Source organism: Marinagarivorans cellulosilyticus, assembly GCF_021655555.1.
Taxonomy (GTDB): Bacteria; Pseudomonadota; Gammaproteobacteria; order Pseudomonadales; family Cellvibrionaceae; genus Marinagarivorans; species Marinagarivorans cellulosilyticus.
In genome coordinates this window covers 2805749-2823348 of the sequence record NZ_AP023086.1, presented here as the reverse complement: position 1 = coordinate 2823348, position 17600 = coordinate 2805749, and the positions used below count along the sequence as shown (strand labels likewise).

At 49.1% G+C, this 17600-nt stretch carries 13 protein-coding genes; 6 read left to right on the top strand and 7 right to left on the bottom strand.

All coding sequences use genetic code 11. The annotated features are described in order from the left end of the window. Positions 1-280: 280 nt before the first annotated feature. Entirely contained in the window at positions 281-841 is a 561-nt protein-coding gene (locus MARGE09_RS11360) for an NUDIX domain-containing protein (protein ID WP_236982006.1), read from the bottom strand. A 10-nt stretch (positions 842-851) separates the two neighbouring features. Further along, positions 852-1985: a hypothetical protein gene (locus tag MARGE09_RS11355; RefSeq protein WP_236982004.1), complete on the bottom strand. Its 1134-nt coding sequence runs from the start codon at positions 1983-1985 to the stop codon at positions 852-854. A 254-nt stretch (positions 1986-2239) separates the two neighbouring features. Here MARGE09_RS11355 and gcvP point away from each other — a divergent pair, with 254 nt between their 5' ends. Further along, the gene (gene gcvP, locus MARGE09_RS11350; protein ID WP_236982002.1) at positions 2240-5119 is read left to right on the top strand and encodes an aminomethyl-transferring glycine dehydrogenase; all 2880 of its coding nucleotides are present in this window, start codon (positions 2240-2242) and stop codon (positions 5117-5119) included. 230 nt (positions 5120-5349) lie between these two features. On the opposite strand, the gene MARGE09_RS11345 is transcribed toward gcvP, so the two are convergent. The 3 genes from MARGE09_RS11345 to MARGE09_RS11335 form a co-directional block, all read right to left on the bottom strand. Next, positions 5350-5532 (bottom strand): hypothetical protein, encoded by a 183-nt coding sequence (locus MARGE09_RS11345; protein ID WP_236982000.1) that lies wholly within the window; start codon positions 5530-5532, stop codon positions 5350-5352. An 81-nt stretch (positions 5533-5613) separates the two neighbouring features. Continuing rightward, positions 5614-6900 (bottom strand): 3-phosphoshikimate 1-carboxyvinyltransferase, encoded by a 1287-nt coding sequence (gene aroA, locus MARGE09_RS11340; RefSeq protein ID WP_236981999.1) that lies wholly within the window; start codon positions 6898-6900, stop codon positions 5614-5616. Positions 6901-7131: 231 nt separating this feature from the next. Then, a complete protein-coding gene (locus MARGE09_RS11335; protein ID WP_236981998.1) occupies positions 7132-7941 on the bottom strand; it encodes a helix-turn-helix transcriptional regulator in 810 nt (269 codons plus the stop codon). Between the two features lie 182 nt (positions 7942-8123). Between MARGE09_RS11335 and MARGE09_RS11330 the strand changes: the two genes are divergently transcribed. Together MARGE09_RS11330 and MARGE09_RS11325 are read left to right on the top strand one after the other, a co-directional pair. Next, positions 8124-9524: an MATE family efflux transporter gene (locus MARGE09_RS11330; RefSeq protein ID WP_236981997.1), complete on the top strand. Its 1401-nt coding sequence runs from the start codon at positions 8124-8126 to the stop codon at positions 9522-9524. A gap of 108 nt (positions 9525-9632) precedes the next feature. Beyond that, positions 9633-11219: a LysM peptidoglycan-binding domain-containing protein gene (locus MARGE09_RS11325; RefSeq protein ID WP_236981996.1), complete on the top strand. Its 1587-nt coding sequence runs from the start codon at positions 9633-9635 to the stop codon at positions 11217-11219. 41 nt (positions 11220-11260) lie between these two features. Here MARGE09_RS11325 and MARGE09_RS11320 read toward each other — a convergent pair whose 3' ends face one another. Together MARGE09_RS11320 and MARGE09_RS11315 are read right to left on the bottom strand one after the other, a co-directional pair. Continuing rightward, positions 11261-11974: a phytanoyl-CoA dioxygenase family protein gene (locus MARGE09_RS11320; protein WP_236981995.1), complete on the bottom strand. Its 714-nt coding sequence runs from the start codon at positions 11972-11974 to the stop codon at positions 11261-11263. Continuing rightward, positions 11971-12819, bottom strand: coding sequence for an NAD(P)H-binding protein (locus tag MARGE09_RS11315; RefSeq protein ID WP_236981994.1), 849 nt, complete (start codon positions 12817-12819; stop codon positions 11971-11973). The genes MARGE09_RS11320 and MARGE09_RS11315 overlap by 4 nt, the downstream gene beginning before the upstream one ends. 111 nt (positions 12820-12930) lie before the next feature. Between MARGE09_RS11315 and MARGE09_RS11310 the strand changes: the two genes are divergently transcribed. The 3 genes from MARGE09_RS11310 to MARGE09_RS11300 all read left to right on the top strand — a co-directional run bounded on the left by MARGE09_RS11310 (position 12931) and on the right by MARGE09_RS11300 (position 17452). Next, positions 12931-13845: a hydrogen peroxide-inducible genes activator gene (locus MARGE09_RS11310; protein WP_236981993.1), complete on the top strand. Its 915-nt coding sequence runs from the start codon at positions 12931-12933 to the stop codon at positions 13843-13845. Continuing rightward, positions 13838-15931 carry an ATP-dependent DNA helicase RecG gene (gene recG, locus MARGE09_RS11305; RefSeq protein WP_236987359.1) on the top strand — a complete coding sequence of 698 codons (2094 nt, stop codon included), beginning with the start codon at positions 13838-13840 and terminating at the stop codon, positions 15929-15931. Before MARGE09_RS11310 ends, recG begins: the two co-directional genes overlap by 8 nt. Positions 15932-16075: 144 nt before the next feature. Beyond that, positions 16076-17452, top strand: a complete 1377-nt coding sequence (locus tag MARGE09_RS11300; protein WP_236981992.1) for an aminoacyl-tRNA deacylase and HDOD domain-containing protein — start codon at positions 16076-16078, stop codon at positions 17450-17452. Positions 17453-17600: the final 148 nt, after the last annotated feature.

Genomic DNA, 17600 nt, shown 5'->3' with positions numbered 1-17600 from the left:
TTTTAACGTAAAGCATAGACAAACCAACAGCCAAGCGACAAATTTATTATGGGCGCCTCTAAAAATAGTCATATTTTATAGGGACAAGAAAGTCCCGCCGGGGCAAATGAATATATTCAGAAGACAGCGCGACGTATCTAGCCAGGGAGCACTTTATTAGACATCGCACGCCACACGGAAGTGACTGATTAGAGTGGGGAGCAGTTATCGATAAGCGGAATGTCGAGGCGCAAAAACAGTGATGCTGCTATCGCAGAAAAAGAGCATTTTTAGAGATGCCCTATATTTCGTTCAGCCCCTCGGTTAAGGCCAAGCGCTGAATCGCCGCTACGCTAATAGCATCGGTAATCTCTCCATTCATAACCATCGCCAACGCGCTTTTAAACGACAGTTTCAATACGGTGATATCCTCGCTAGCCTCATGTGCTACTGCGCCCTCGGTTAACCCCTTGGCCACAAAGATATCTGCGGCCTCATCAGTGACAGAATTTGATAAGTGTAAGGTCATTAAATATCGGATATCTGTTGCTTCTAGGCCTACCTCTTCTTTCAATTCTCGACGGGCACAATCGATGGTTTTTTCTCCCGGCGCGGCGCCCCCTTCGGGAATTTCAATACTTTCGCCGCCTAATGTATAACGCGTTTGTTTGACCAGCCAGGTGTTACCTTCGTCATCAATAGGCAATACACCTACCGCGGTGCCTTTAAAATGCACCACGCCATAAATCCCTGCTGTATTACCCGGTGTAATTACGTTTTCGTGGTGCACGCTAATCCATGGGTTGTCATAAACCACTTTAGAATCTAAACACTGCCAAGGCCCTACGGTTTTTATCGTCACAATTATCTCGCTATAAATTAATTAACTCTGCACCTTCGCGATACGCTTTAGGAATGCGATCCCAAGTTGAAAAATGGGTTTGCCCATCCGTGCTTTTCCATTTAAACATCACCTCGTGTGCTGGGCCAGATGGCGCTACGGGCTGCTCTGTTTTAATCTGTTCGGCTTGCTCGTTTACCGGTGCGTGCGTTGTTGGTTTTTCAGGTTCCCGCGCCATACTGCCTCCCATTATGGCGGCCAGCAGTGGCTGCATTTTAGGGTGCGTCATTAAACGCGCAGTATCTCCCGATTGCATAATGGCTTGAATCTCTGGGTCTTCGAGTACTTTACGCGTTTCGTCAGATTGCTTGATATGCTCTACCCGCTGAAACACATCCACCATTGTCGTTGCCAAGGCCTGCGCCTGCGACTCGCCATTATCCCGCGGCACCAAAGCAATCATGCTCTCCATACCCGGCTGTTGCGAAAATGCGACAAAATCAGGGTGTTGAATCAGTTGCTCTACATCGCCATTAGCAATGGCTTGCTTGAGCGGCTCACTGTGCAGCAGCGCTTTGGTTTCATTCGAACCTGATACGGCCTGCAAATTCATAACCCCAGCCGCTGGGGTTTGCGCCAACACAACACCGGCTTTGACTTGTTCGTCCGATGCCCCGACTAAACGAAGCCCCACACCAATAAAACGAGACATCACCGCATTGCTAATGCGCACTAAAGGGTGCTCGGCCGAATAACCAATTTGCTGCAAAACATCTTTAATATTGGGGTTAGGGATAGCGCCAGCAACCAAACCTGCACCCCACAAAGCTGCCATTAACATTACCGTTGCCATTGCAGTATTACCAGCAACGCCAAGCCAAGCCGTAGCAGCTGACTGTTTAAAGCGCTTAACCAGCGGCCAAAATAATAGGTTCACCACCAGTGCTGCCACTAAAAAAATGCTACCCGCCGCAATAGGCCACTGTAAAAACGGCGTAACCTTACCGGCAAGCGACTGCGCCAGTGGCCAGCCCCATAAAAAGCAAGCAACATAGCCCAGCAACAAAGACAGCACACCCGCCAACACTCGAATAGCACCGCGCTTATAACCGCGCCACGCGCCCCAAAGCACCCAAACGCAGGCAATAACAGCCAGAATACTCATGTCTCTATTTTTCGCTCCATATCATTACTGAAACAGCCTTATTTACCACTCGCCTGCAGCGTATAAGAATTGCTAGGGTTAGGCCAGATTGCTATCATTGCGCCCCTTTATAGCCGGTCCTCCGCGCTTTAGCCTTTTTTATTGATGTATCAGCAAATGCTCGCAGCCCGTACCGGTAGCAATCCGCCTAAGCACGCAGCCCTTGCCAATCAACCACTCACTGTATCGCCCCCTATTTAAAGGTAGCTTTTATCATGCCTAATGCGTTGTCGCCCTTAGTGGAATTAGAAAATTCTGTAGAATTTATCGGTCGCCACATTGGCCCAGATTCGGCCCAAACTCAAGCCATGCTCGAACGCCTTGGCAAAAATTCTATGGCAGAACTGATAGAAGCCACCGTACCCAAAAGCATTCGCGCCGAAACCACCAGCGTACTTAAAAGCGCCATTACCGAACAAGCAGCGCTGGCCGAACTTAAAACTTTAGCTAGCCAAAACCAAGTATTAAAAAGTTACATTGGTATGGGCTACCACGATACCTACACGCCCAATGTTATTTTGCGCAATGTATTAGAAAACCCTGGCTGGTATACCGCGTACACGCCCTACCAACCCGAAATAGCCCAAGGCCGCCTAGAAGGCTTATTAAACTTCCAGCAAATGATTCTGGATTTAACCGGTATGGATTTGGCCAATGCCAGCATGCTGGATGAAGCCACCGCCGCTGCCGAAGCCATGGCTATGAGTAAGCGCGTTAATAAAAAGAACAAAAGCAACACGTATTTTGTCGCCAGCGATGTTCACCCACAAACCATTGCCGTTGTACAAACCCGCGCCGAGCATTTTGGTTTTGATGTGATTGTGGGCGATGTCAGCACCCTTGCCGAGCACGATTACTTTGGCGCACTGGTGCAATACCCCAGCACCACAGGCCAAATACACAACATTGCCGAACTCGCGCAAACCGTACACGCACAAAATGCACTCATTACCGTGGCCGCCGACATCCTTAGCTTAGTACTGCTTGAAGCCCCGGGTAAACAAGGCGCCGATATAGTCATTGGTTGCAACCAGCGCTTCGGCATTCCCATGGGTTTTGGCGGCCCCCACGCGGCCTTCTTTGCGTTTCGCGATGCCTACAAACGTTCATCACCAGGTCGCATTATTGGCGTTTCTATTGATGCCCGCGGCAAACAGGCCCTGCGCATGGCCATGCAAACCCGCGAGCAACACATTCGCCGCGAAAAAGCCAACTCCAACATTTGTACCTCGCAAGTATTGCTTGCCCTGCTTAGCACCTTTTACGCCATGTACCACGGCCCAGAAGGCTTAAAGCGCATCGCCAAACGCGTGCACTTATTAACAAAAACATTGGCCCAAGGCATTCGCCAAGCCGGCTTCGAATTAGCCCACGATCACTTTTTCGACACTATTACCGTCGAAACAAACAAAGCCGCAGCCTTAGCGGAGTCTGCCGAAAGCAACGGCATGAATGTTCGCCTAATTGATAGCAATCGCTTATCCATCAGCTTGAACGAAACCACACACAGTAGTGATGTAGACGCCCTGCTAGAAATATTTGCCAGTAACGATAAAGCCGCCGAGTTAGTCGATGCCGCAAATACACTTGTGACCATTCCGGCTGAGCAAACCCGCACTAGCGCTATTCTTAGCCACCCGGTATTCAATACCTACCACAGCGAAACCGAGATGATGCGTTACCTCAAACGTTTAGAATCTCGCGATATCGCACTTAACCACGCCATGATCCCGCTGGGCTCGTGCACCATGAAGCTCAACGCTGCCGCCGAGATGATCCCAGTCACGTGGCCCGAATTTGGCCGTATGCATCCCTTCGCCCCCATCAGCCAAGCCAAAGGTTACAGCGCGCTGTTCGAGCAACTGCAAGACATGCTCAAAGCCTGCACCGGTTACGATGCTATCAGCTTGCAGCCCAATGCTGGCTCGCAAGGTGAATACGCTGGGCTTGTGGCCATTAAAAAATACTTTGAATCCAAAGGCGAAGACCAGCGCACTATTTGTTTGATCCCCGCATCAGCCCACGGTACCAACCCCGCATCGGCGCAAATGGTCAGCATGAAAGTGGTAGTCGTTAAATGTGATGACGAAGGCAACGTCGACATGGCAGACCTAAGCGCCAAGGTCGAGCAATTCGGTAATCAAATAGCGGCATTAATGGTGACCTACCCATCGACCCACGGCGTATTTGAAGAAAACATTCGCGACATTAGCGAGCTAATTCACAGTGTAGGCGCGCAAGTTTATGTTGATGGCGCCAACATGAACGCCCTAGTCGGCTTAGCCGCACCTGGCGAATTTGGCGGCGATGTTTCGCACCTTAATTTACATAAAACTTTTTGTATTCCACACGGCGGTGGCGGCCCTGGCATGGGGCCTATTGGCGTAAAAGCGCACTTGGCGCCTTTTGTAGCTGGCCACCCTGTACAGCCTGTGCCCAACACCAATACCGCCAACGGCACTATTTCTGCCGCACCTTGGGGCAGTGCCAGTATTCTGCCCATTAGCTGGATGTACATTCGCATGATGGGCGCCAGCGGCGTAAAGCTCGCCACCGAATACGCCATATTAAACGCTAACTATGTCGCGCAACGCTTAAAGGCTCACTTCCCTATTTTGTATTCTGGCCGCGAAGGTTTTGTTGCCCACGAGTGCTTATTAGATTTACGTCCCTTAAAAGCCGCCAGCGGCATTAGCGAAGAAGACATCGCCAAACGCCTAATGGACTTTGGCTTTCACGCACCGACCATGAGCTTTCCTGTTGCCGGAACACTGATGATCGAACCGACCGAAAGTGAATCGCAAATGGAGCTAGACCGCTTCTGCGACGCCATGATTCAAATTCGCCAAGAAATTAGCAAAGTAGAAAGCGGCGAATGGCCAAAAGATAACAACCCTCTAGTGAATGCCCCGCACACACTAGACGACATTATGGACCCACAATGGAGCCGCCCCTACACCCGAGACCAAGCCGCCCGCCCACTACCTTATTTACATAACCACAAAGTATGGCCGACGGTTAATCGTATTGATAACGTGTACGGGGATAGAAATTTAATTTGCTCTTGCCCGAGCATTGATAATTATGTGGATTAATTTTTAATACCGCTTAGCGAATCACTACTGTGCGTTCACATGCCGTTATTGCCACTGAATAATAACTGGAATTTGTGTAGGTTGAATAACTACAACATAATTTTGGATTGTTAACGAAAGTCTCACGGGGGGACTTTATGCTGGAGGTATGTCAACTGAAATAGGGGAATCACTCTTTGCTAAGCATTACTGGGAATATAGGACGCAGGTTCTCAATTGAATTGTATGCATCACTCGCTATCTTTTGCATCCAACTCAATCGTCAATTGCAAGGTTTTAGCATTACCTGCGAACCATTTCTGGACATAAAGCGAGCCTACAATTGGAGGCTTGCCTTGTTCGGGGACTTCTTTATACCTAACGCTGTTTTTAGTTTCTTTTTCAAATTCAAATTTTACGTGCTGCTTCGACATAATAGCTCCTGTATTCCAATACTAAAAAAGCCCTAACAACCAAAGATTAGGGCTTTTATTTATCGCGCTATTTAAACGTAACTACTCTACACGCAATGTTGAAAATTCATCGAAGTAGGTAGGGAATGTTTTAGACGTGCATTTCGGGTCGTTAATAGTAATGTCGGCATCGCCAAAACTAGCCAATGAAAAACACATCGCCATGCGATGGTCATCGTAAGTATCGATGGCGGCAGAAGTTAAGCTGGCAGGCGGTGTAATGTGAATGTAATCCTCACCCTCTTCGACGGTTGCCCCCACTTTGCGCAACTCTGTTGCCATCGCACTTAAGCGGTCCGTTTCTTTTACACGCCAATTATAAATATTGCGAATACAGGTAGGGCCTTTAGCAAATAGCGCAGTGGTGGCTATTGTCATGGCCGCATCTGGAATATGGTTTAAATCGACATCTACACCATTTAATTCGCCAGTACCTGTGACCTCTATCCAGTAATCGCTATATTCAACTTTCGCGCCCATTTGCTCTAGCACACGAGCGAATGCGGCATCGCCTTGCACGCTGGCATTACCGGTACCGTGAACTTTAACGGGGCCTGCGCCAATGGCGGCGGCAGCTAAAAAGTAAGACGCTGAAGAGGCATCACCTTCAACCATGATTTCACCCGGCGCGGTGTAGGTTTGGTTACCCTTAACGGTAAAGCTTTGATAATTATTGTTAGCCACTTGAATGCCAAACTTGGCCATGGTGTCCAAGGTAATATCAATGTAAGGCTTAGAAACCAATTCGCCGTCTACTTGGATTTCTAAATCGCTGGTAAGTAACGGCGCTATCATCAGCAATGCCGTTAAGTACTGGCTCGAAATATTACCGCGAATAGTCACTTTACCACCCGCTAGAGCCTTGCCTTGTATGCTTAACGGCGGAAAACCTTCGTCTTTTAAATAAGTCACATCGGCGCCAAGCTGCGCCATTGCATCAATTAAGTCGCCTATTGGGCGCTCGTACATGCGGGGCTCGCCGGTAATTTCAAAGCTGCCGCCACTTAAACATAACGCAGCGGTCAGTGGCCTAACGGCTGTGCCGGCATTACCTAAAAATAAGGTGGTTGCGGCATCGACATTAAATACACCAGCCAAACCATTGACCGTACAAGCCGTGCGATCTTCACTCAGCTCGTAACTTACCCCCAGTAACGTTAACGCATTGAGCATATGGCTAACATCATCGCTGTTAAGTAGGTTGGTGATGCGCGTTTGCCCTTTCGCTAAAGCCGCCAATAAGAGTATGCGGTTAGATAAGCTTTTAGAGCCCGGCAGGGTCACTTCGCCACGTACGGTTTTTAAGGGCTTAAGAGTTAACGATTCCATAATTGATAGGCCATAGCTAAATTCGAGGCGCACATTTTAGGGATCTAACCACTAAAAAGCCATAACAAGCCCTGATTACACCACGCCTATTGGCAGTAGTTGATACAGTTTTGCAGCTCGCACGCATCGTGTTAACCGCTAAAATGGCCCTTACACGCTGGTTTGACTCGCTAAATAGCCATTACATTAAGCGCCATTTTGAGACTGTGTGTCTGCTGCTGTAATAGGCCTCTATCCGCGATAAGCCATTGGACTTAAGCCCGTTTTCTGCTTGAACACCTTCGATAGACTTAAACCACTGCTATAACCCAGCTGCGCAGCAATGCTATCTAGGCTCCAGTCGGTTTCGCGCAGCAGTAACTTAGCGCGCTGCATGCGCAAACCAATAATAATTTGCAGCGGCGTTTGCTGGTATACCTGCTGGCAGTAACGGTGCAATGTAGGCTGCGAGCAATGCAAATGCCGCGCAAGCTCGGCTGCAGTCCAAGGGGAATGTAATTGTTGGTCTACAGCAATAAATAACCGAGCTAGCCGCTCTTTTAAAGTATTCACCGGTACTGGCGAGCGCAATGCCGCCAGTATTAGGTGGTAAATTTCCCGCGTGATAGCGCTTTTAGTGACCCGCGAAATGGGTTCAGCTAATAGCAACAACAACGGCTTAATAGCCTCGGCCACCATTGGGTTGGCTGGTAAACACGGCAAATCGTGCAAGAATGCCCACGTTGGGTCGTCCTCTAAAATAAACCACAAAAAATGCCAGCTCTCAGCCGCCAATTGGTAACAAAATGGCCGCAAGCTATGTACCACCGCCAAACTCCCTGAGGACAATCTGTACTCACCTTCGGTAGTGGCTAAGTTGCCTTCACCCGCAGTGGTCATAACCAAGATGTGATAGCACTGATGCTTGCGGGCACAGCGGTAAGCATCGGTAATATCCGTTACGCCAGCAACGCGAATTGCATAGTCAGAAAAAGCCGGCGCATCGCGCTTGGTAATAATGTGCTCTTTAGAGGCCTCGCCTAATAAAAAATCATCCTGCACGCATATTGCCCCTATTTAATTTAAAGAAATGATAGCTTTGGACATAGCATAGACAAACTACACCATAGTGCATACACCGCTAAGCCGTTAAAATACACAACAGATTTTAGTACGCCGCTCGCCCCCTACACTGCTGTAAGCCTTGCCGTAAATTTCTTTGAATAAGTTTAGCGATACCCTCAATGAGCCACCCCAAAACTGTTATTGAACGCAGCCTGTTTAGCCTAACTTGGCCTATTTTTATCGATACACTTTTTGTGTTTTTGATTAATGTTGTCGATGCTTGGTTTTTAAGCCGCATTTCCGATGAAGCTGCCGCCGCTGTTGGTGCAGTTTTGCCAATAGCCGCAATGTGCTTTACCTTTTTTATTGCATTAAATACGGCAGGCTGCGCGGTAGCATCGCACCGCTTAGGCGCCAAAGATGTTGCTGGTTTGGATAAAACCTACGGTGCTTTAATGTGGCTGTGTGCAATCGCCGGCAGCCTTGTGGCTATTGCGCTTTTGGGCTTTTCGGCCACTTTTGCTTCGGCGATGGGGCTAGAAGGCCAAGCCGCCAATTATGGCACCACTTACCTGCACACACTGGGCTTTGGCGTCCTGTTATTAGCACTGCGCTTTGCCGCTAGCGCGGTTTTACAATCACAAGGTAAAACACAGTGGAATATGATCGCCACCGGCGCAATGACCATTGTTAACGTGATTTTTAATACCCTATTAGCGGAAGGTAAAATGGGGTTTCCGGCACTGGGAGTCCAAGGTGTTGCCATTGCAACCTGCCTAGCATGGGCCACCAATTTGGCGGTCTCTATTTGGGCTATTCGCTGGCGCGCCCATATTGCCGTTAGCTACGTTATTTCGCTATCCGAGCTTAAACAGTGGCTGCGCCCGATATTAAAAATTGCTATCCCCTCGGCACTAGAGCCACTGGCTTGGCATGTTAGCCAACTGATTATTATCGCCATGGTCGTCAGCTTGGGGGATATCGCCTTAGCGGCGCGGGTATACGCCTTTAATATCGTGTTTTTGGTTTTATTGTTCAGCTCTGCACTTACCGCAGGCGTGCAACTTAAAGTGACGCATTTATACGGTGCCAAAGATTTTTCCGCTATGCACCGCGAGCTGCACCGCGGCATTTACATCGGCCTTATTCTGGTTACCGTACTCGTTGGCATACTGTATTTACTGGCCAGTGCACTGCTCGGGTTATTTACCACCAACCCCGAAATCATTGCGCTAGGCACAACAGTTATTGGCCTTGCTCTTATTTGTGAAACGGGGCGTTTGCTTAACTTCCTGGTAGGTTTTTCCATCAAAACCACCGGCAACCCACAATTTATTGCTGTGTTTGGCATTAGCACAATGTGGTTAATGTCTGTGCCGCTAACTTGGCTACTGGGTATTCACCTAGGCTACGGCTTGGTGGGCATATGGATCGCCATGGGTATTGATGAAGTCTTCCGCGGCACGGTCGCTTTGTATTACTGGAACCGCCGCCAACGCCTGCATTACCAAGCCGTAAAGACCGGTACGCGCTCGCCCATTAAAGCCGCACAAACCGTTCCGCCGTTGCAAGCCGCCTAAATAGTAACCGCCCGAGGCGTGAAGAAGCGCGCAAAAAATGGCATCTGGAAGCACATCAAAGCGCTTTGCTATAGAATAGCTCGCCCTTTTGTTTAGATACGGTTTTACATGCTTTTTAACCGCGCGCCTTATACCTTGTGCCTTATCACCGCTTTGTTTATTACTGGCTGTAACGTTCCCAACTTGCAGTCGCTAACCGGCGGAGGTAGCACACCCGATTCTGCCGAAATACCCGCCACAAAAAGTGATTTTGCCGATCTAGACCCATGCTTAATATACGACGACGAATTACAAACTTTTGAAGTCCCAGAGCCTGTAGAAATTTGGCCTCGCATTCGCGAGGGTTTTACCTTCCCCGATTACGCCGATGCCCGCATTGCAAAACGCCTAGCTTGGTATAACAAACGCCCAAGGCACATTGGCGCTGTTACCCAGCGCGGCGAGCTCTACCTACACTATATTTTAGAAAAACTGGACGAGCGCGGCCTGCCTTACGAGCTGGCCTTAATCCCGATGATTGAAAGCGGCTTCGACCCGTTTGCATATTCTTACGCTACTGCATCAGGCTTATGGCAATTTATGCCGTACACAGGTAAACACTTAGGTTTAGAGCAAAATTGGTGGTACGACGGCCGCCGTGATGTGACGGCCTCTACAGAAGCTGCTTTGACTTACCTCACCAAATTAAATAAACAATTCGATGGCGATTGGTTATTAACTTTAGCCGCCTATAACGGCGGCCAAGGCAATGTGCGCAAAGCGATACGGCGCAACAAAAAGAAAGGCAAACCGACCGATTTTTGGGCACTAGACCTACCATCGCAAACAGAGCAATACATTCCTAAAATACTGGCCCTTAAAGAAATTATATTGCGCCCAGACATGTACAACATTAGTTTGCCGGCCATTGCCAATGCCCCCTATTTTGCTTTAGCCAATGTCGGTGGTCAGCTAGATTTAGCCCAAGCGGCCAAATTAGCCGATGTGGAAATAGACGAAATTTATCAGCTCAACCCAGGCTTTAACCGCTGGGCCACATCACCTGACGGACCGCATTATTTAGTTGTACCGGCGACTAAGTACGATGGCTTTCTACAAGCACTGCAAGAACTACCCGCCAGCGAGCGAGTCACCTGGGAGCGCTACACCATTAAAAATGGCGATGCTTTAAGTACCATCGCCAAAAAATACAATACCACCACGGCATTACTGCAAGACATTAATCAACTTAAAAGCAATACCATTCGTGCGGGTAAAACCTTGCTAGTACCGCGCGCCAGCGAAGACAACCAGTTTTACGTACTCAGCAGTGCCGAGCGTTTAAAAACTCGGCAAGCACTCGGCAAAGGCACGCGCATGGAATATATTGTGCGCAGCGGCGATTCACTGTGGACCATTGCGCGGCAATACAAAACTTCAACTGGGCAGCTAGCCACATGGAACAATATGGCACCACGCGACACGTTACGCGTGGGCCAAAAAATTGTTATTTGGGATAAAACCGGTAAAAGCAGTAACGAAACACGAAAAATTCGCTACAAAGTGAGATCAGGTGATTCACTGGCCCGTATAGCCGATAAATTTGGCGTCACCATTCGCAAGCTAGAACACTGGAACGGCATTAACCGCAAAGACATTTTACGCCCAGGTAAAACATTGACTGTGCACGTGAATGTGGTTGAGACAAGCTCTTAATATTTTGCACTTTGTCATTTTTCAAGGTAAAAAAATTAACGCTAATAAGAGGCCGCCCAAGCAATACCTTCAGGTAAACGATAAGTCGAAAACTCTAAATGCAGCACCCTTCTGGCGCTAGGCGTTTTCGCTTTACTCGAGGCATGCAACACATGTGGTTTCATCAGTAGAACATCGCCTGCTTTGGCCTCGCAAATAACTGCGCTGCTTTTATCAATTGTTTGAATGTCCGCCTCTTTCATTACCCCCGCTATATGGCTACTAGGTAATATTTTTAAGCAGCCATTATTTGCGTTGGCATCGTCTATATGAATGCGCAGTGCTAATTGATGTTGCAATACAGCCAAAGGTGGCTGCACATGAATAACACTGTTTTTTACGCTCCAAGGCCCCCAACCTGGATGCTCGAACCGCTGGGTAACGCAAACTGTTTTATCTTGGTGCCAAGCGACTAACCAATTTTGCTTTGGCGTTTTATCGAATAAAATTGCTCGCACTAGCGCCGGTTCAGTTTTATACCATTGATTATCCGTCGCCCCCATATACAACTTAAGTAAGCGCCTTACGCTCATACTGTTTAAAACAACTTTCACTGATGCCAAAGCCATTTCTGCGCGCCTTAGGCCGCCACCGGTTATCGGCGCATCAAGGCTTTCGCAATCATTTTTTAAAGCTTGAATCATGGCCGGCGCAACTGCAGAGCGCAACATTGCAAAACCTTGTTGCTCCAACGCTTTAAGTTTTTTGCTGCTCACGTATTACCTGCCACATAATCATAACCTTCACGGTAAGTTGGGTAATTAAACGTAAAGCCTAAATTTATTAAACGCGCATTTAAACAGCGTTTATTCCCGCCGCGACCGGACGGTGACGGTTGCAAATACTCCGCGCTTAGTCCTAATTTTTTTGCAATAAAAGTACGTACTTGGTGTGAAGATGCGGGTTCGTTATCGCAGGCTAATAAACAGTTGGGCAAGTTTTTGTAGGTTAAATATTGGTTTACTAAAAACGCCAAACAACGGCCGGCGTCATCTTGATGAATACGATTCGTAAAATCCGGACCGCCGCCTTTACCGGCCTGAACCTGGCGTATTAAAAAATCGCGCCCTGGGCCGTAAATGCCACCAAAACGTACACTGCAATATGGCAAACCGCTGCTGGCTAATAATTGCTCGGCTTGTAGCATGCACAAGCCGCTATAACCAGTAGGTTCGGTTGGGCTGGTTTCGTCAACTTGCTCGCCTGCCGTTTGATGATACACCCCCGTGCTAGAGGCAAAAATAATCACCGGCGCAATCGCCCATTGTTTTACCTGTTCAATTAACATTTCGAGCGGCTCGATATAACCGTGTTGATACCCTTGGGCGCCTTCACCATTCGGGACTAAAGTCACAACAATCGCTTGAGGCTGTATATCTTTAACTTGCGCCCAAATGGCATCATCGGTTAAATCACCTAGCAACGACTGCGCATTAGTGATGCTTTTTTCACGCCGCGATAAGGCCACGCACGGCACATGGCTTTTGTGCTGAGTAAGGCAAGCAATGGCTCGCGAGGCTAAATCGCCAGCGCCGGCGAATACAATCTTTGATTTTGTCATTTTATTACCTTACTAATATCTATTAAGATGATGTGCGTAATAGCTTTCGTATGGGCGTGTATTGTTCGCGCCAACGGCTAACAACGATAATGACCACTACCGAGTTAACTTATGACTTTAACCGAGCTACGCTACATTGTGACCTTGGCCCAAGAACAACATTTTGGCCGCGCGGCCGACCGCTGCCATGTTGCCCAACCGACATTAAGCGTGGCCGTTAAACGCTTGGAAGAAGAGCTAAACACAGCCATTTTTGAACGCTCCAAATCCCGAGTTTACCCAACCCCGGTTGGCGAAAAAATTGTGCAACAGGCGCAGCGCGTATTAGAGCAAGCTAACGCCATAAAAGATATTGCCAGCAACAGCCAAGATCAACTGAGCGAACCATTGCGCATAGGGGCCATATTCACCATTGGGCCCTACCTTATTCCGCGCATTATTCCAGCCATTCGAAAAATGGCCCCCAAAATGCCGCTATACGTTGACGAGACCTACACCGCAACACTGCGCAAGCGCATTCGCCAAGGCGAGCTCGATGCCATTATTGTTGCCCTTCCCTTTAACGAACCCGATGTTGTTACGCAAAAGCTCTACGAAGAGCCTTTTGTCGTTCAAATGGCCAGTGATCACCCATTAGCACAGCAATCGAGCATCGAACCCAACCATTTAACCGACCAAAACGTTTTGCTGTTAGGCGAAGGTCACTGCTTTCGCGATCAGGTTTTAGAGGCTCTGCCCAACCTGCGCCAACAAGCCAGCGACCCCAGTGGTTTAATTCGCACCGCCGCCGAGGGAAGCTCACTAGAAACCCTGAAACACATGGTGGCCTCGGGCTTTGGTGTGACTATTTTGCCGCAATCGGCCACCGGTGATAGCAACCCTTTGCTCACAACCCGCCCCTTTACCGGCACGCCCCCCAAACGCTGTGTAGCATTGGCTTGGCGCGCCAGCTTTCCTCGCCATAAAGCCATTGATGTAGTGCGCGAGGCCATCTTGCAAAGCTATGCCAAAAACAGCAATGCCTAATACTCACGGCCCTGTGCCGCTCCATAATATTCCCGTTTCGGGGTTAAAGGGCGTTGGCGATAAGCTAGCCGCTACGCTAGCAAAACTTGGCCTCAATAGTGTGCAAGACTTACTCTTTCACCTACCCGCACGCTATGCCGACCGCACCCGCATCGCCGATATTGCCGAATTACAAGCTCTACAACCAGCAGTAATACAAGGCGCCATTACCAGCAGCCGGGTTGTCTTTGGTAAAAAACGCAGCTTAGTGGTTAACCTCGCCGACGATACCGGCCAAGTGGTTTTGCGCTTTTATTTTTTTACCGCCGCACAACAAAAATTACTGAGCGAGGGTAACTGTTTACGTTGCTATGGCGAGCCACGGCCAGGCGCACTGGGGCTGGAAATGTACCACCCTGAATACCAAGCGGTGCAATCGCTCGATGATATTGAAGGCTTAGAGGATACCCTCACACCGGTCTACCCGCTAACCGATGGCTTAAGCCAAAAGCGTCTGCGCACACTGATGCTGCAAGCACTGGATATGCTCGACCAAAGCCCGCCTAACGAGCTGCTTCCAGTGGAAGTTAGCGGCTATTTTGACCACTGCACGTTAAGTGAAGCCCTTCACTTGGCGCATAACCCACCGGCCGATGCCGATATCAACAGCTTGATGTCTGGCACCCACAACTGCCTACAGCGTCTTGCCTTTGAAGAACTTTTGGCACACAACCTTACTGTGCAACAAACGCGTTTACTGCACCAACAAGACCCAGCGCCTTCGCTACCTTCCGATGATGCACTTAAACAAAAGCTATTAGATCAACTGCCTTTCAAGCCCACAGGCGCGCAGCAGCGGGTACTCAAAGAAATCGAAGCGGACCTTAGCCTAAACCTGCCCATGCACAGGCTGGTGCAAGGCGACGTAGGCTCTGGTAAAACCTTGGTTGCTGCGCTTAGTGCTTTAAGTGCACTGGCTAATGGTTATCAAGCAGCATTGGTGGCCCCTACCGAAATATTAGCCGAGCAACACCGTAATAATTTTCAACAATGGCTAAGCGCTTTAGGCTTTGAAGTGGTGTGGCTAGCCGGCAAAGTCACCGCCAGCCAAAAGCGTAAAGCACTCGAAAAGCTAGCCAGCGGCGAAGCGCACATGGCGGTAGGCACGCACGCTTTGTTTGAAGATAATGTGCTGTTTAAAAAGTTGGGCCTAGTCATTATTGATGAACAACATCGCTTTGGTGTTCAGCAGCGTTTGTCGCTACGCAAAAAAGGCGGCGAACATTGCCCTCACCAGCTGGTGATGACAGCCACCCCCATTCCGCGCACACTGGCCATGACGGCCTATGCCGACCTAGAACTTTCGATTATCGACGAGCTACCGCCAGGGCGCACACCGGTAAATACCGTCATGATCAACCAAAACAAACGCCCTGATGTTATCGCTCGCGTTCGTGCCGCCTGCGCCGAAGGCCAGCAAGCTTACTGGGTTTGTACCCTGGTTGAAGACTCCGAAACCCTCGCCGCAGCCGCTGCGGAAAAAACCTGCGAGCTATTGCGCGAAGCTGCGCCAGAGCTTGCCATTGGGCTGGTTCACGGGCGCCTTAAAAGCAAAGAAAAAGACGAAGTTATGGCGGCGTTTAAAGCAGCCGACCTACACTTACTGGTGGCCACAACGGTAATTGAAGTTGGCGTAGATGTACCCAATGCCAGCTTAATGATTATCGAAAACCCCGAACGCCTTGGCTTAGCGCAACTGCATCAAATTCGTGGCCGGGTCGGCCGAGGCCAGCGCGCCAGCCACTGTGTGCTGCTTTACGGCCATCCGCTATCAAAGCAAGGCCGCTCGCGTCTAGAAGTGCTGCGCCAATCGAATGATGGCTTTGTGATTGCCGAAAAAGACTTGGAACTACGCGGCCCAGGCGAGCTACTCGGCACGCAACAAACCGGCGATATGCACTTTAGGCTAGCCAACCTGCAGCGCGATGCCGCTATGATCGAACGCATTCACGGTGTTGCCAAAACGCTACTGCAGCATCACCCCGATATTGTGAAAGCGCTTGTTAGCCGCTGGTTCAATAATCAACAGGAATACGTTAAGGCTTAAAACCTCTAGTACCCGCCAATACTGCTTAAATTGTTATAAGACGACCATTTATCTATAGCGTTTCCCGACCAATGGCCCGCCACCTGCGCTTTAAACAACTATATTTTAGGTACAGTTTGAAAGTCGTTAAGCGAGGAGTCCGTTGTGACATTAAACGCCAGTATTTTGCAAATGTTAGAAACCAACAATATTCACTATCAATTGCGAGATCACTTACCCAAACAACCTGCCAGTTCCGCTAGCACAGCGGGCTGCTTAGTGAAGTCTATTTTACTAAAAGACAGCCAAGGCAGTGTGCAGGTACTGTTGCCGTGGAATTTCATCCTAGATCTGGATGCCGTTACGACCGAGTTCAGCCGTAACCTAAAAGCAGTTGCCACTGAAGACTTGCGCGCAGCGCTCAATCACGCAGGCTTAAGCGCCGTGCCGGCGATTCCTCAGTGGCAAGACTGTACGACCCTTGTCGATAGTGCGCTGCTGGAATACAGCACACTATGGCTAGAGACCGGTGACCATGAACAAATGCTAGAAGTCACCCACGACGACTTTTGCGCGATGATAAAAGCCGCCAATATTGCCCGCATTGGCAACCAAGCGCCCGAGCTACCGCAATCTAGCGAGCGCGATAGCGCACAAATTTCTGCTTCAGTGCAACGCTTTACCCAATTGCGCATTAAACAGCGCCTTGAAGATACCCTGGAGCTACCACCACTGCCGGCCACTGCCCGCAAAATTATTCAATTGCGCGCCAACCCCGATGCCGATATTAGTGATTTAACCGATATTGTTGAATTAGACCCATCACTAGCGGCCCAAGTCGTTAGCTGGGCAGCATCACCTTATTATTCTGCGCCCGGCAAAATTAAATCGGTACACGATGCCATCGTCCGCGTATTGGGTTTTGATATGGTGCTAAACCTTGCGCTGGGCTTAGCGCTAGGCAAAACCATGACCGGCAGCGTAATGAACGAAAAACAAGTCGCCGCCTATTGGCGTCACGCCGTATGTATTGCAGCAGCTGTAGAAGGTTTAGTTACCAGTATTCCAAGAGAACACCGCCCTGCCTTTGGCATGTCTTATTTGTCCGGCTTATTGTGTAATTTTGGCCACTTGGTATTAGCGGATGTATTCCCGCCCTATTACGCCAACATTAGCCGGCACTTAGATGCTAACCCGCACATCCAAAGCAGTGCGGTAGAACAAAACATTGTTGGTGTTAGCAGCTGCCAAATAGCCAGTTGGCTGCTAGAAACATGGAGCATGCCCAACGAGGTCGTTACCGCACTGCGACAGCAGCACAATCCCAACTTTCAAGGGGAACATGCTGAGTACGCGCATTTAATTTACATTGCCGAGCAATTGCTAGCGCGCAAAGGCGTGACCAACCGCTTGCCAGCACCTATTCCTAAGAAGCTGTACGAAAGCCTGCACCTAGATCCAGAAACAGCCGAAACTACCATCGATAACGTGTTGGAAGCCAGCTCCGAATTAAACGGCATTGCCGAAAAGATGATGGGCTAACGCGATCGATAAACCGGTTCCACTAACTGGTTGCGGGTTAGCTACCTTGAAATAATAAAAACACGTATACCGAAAGGCTTGGTTTAACACCAAGCCTTTTTTATATACGGTACTTCTTTATTTACGCACTGATCATAAACATTTAAAT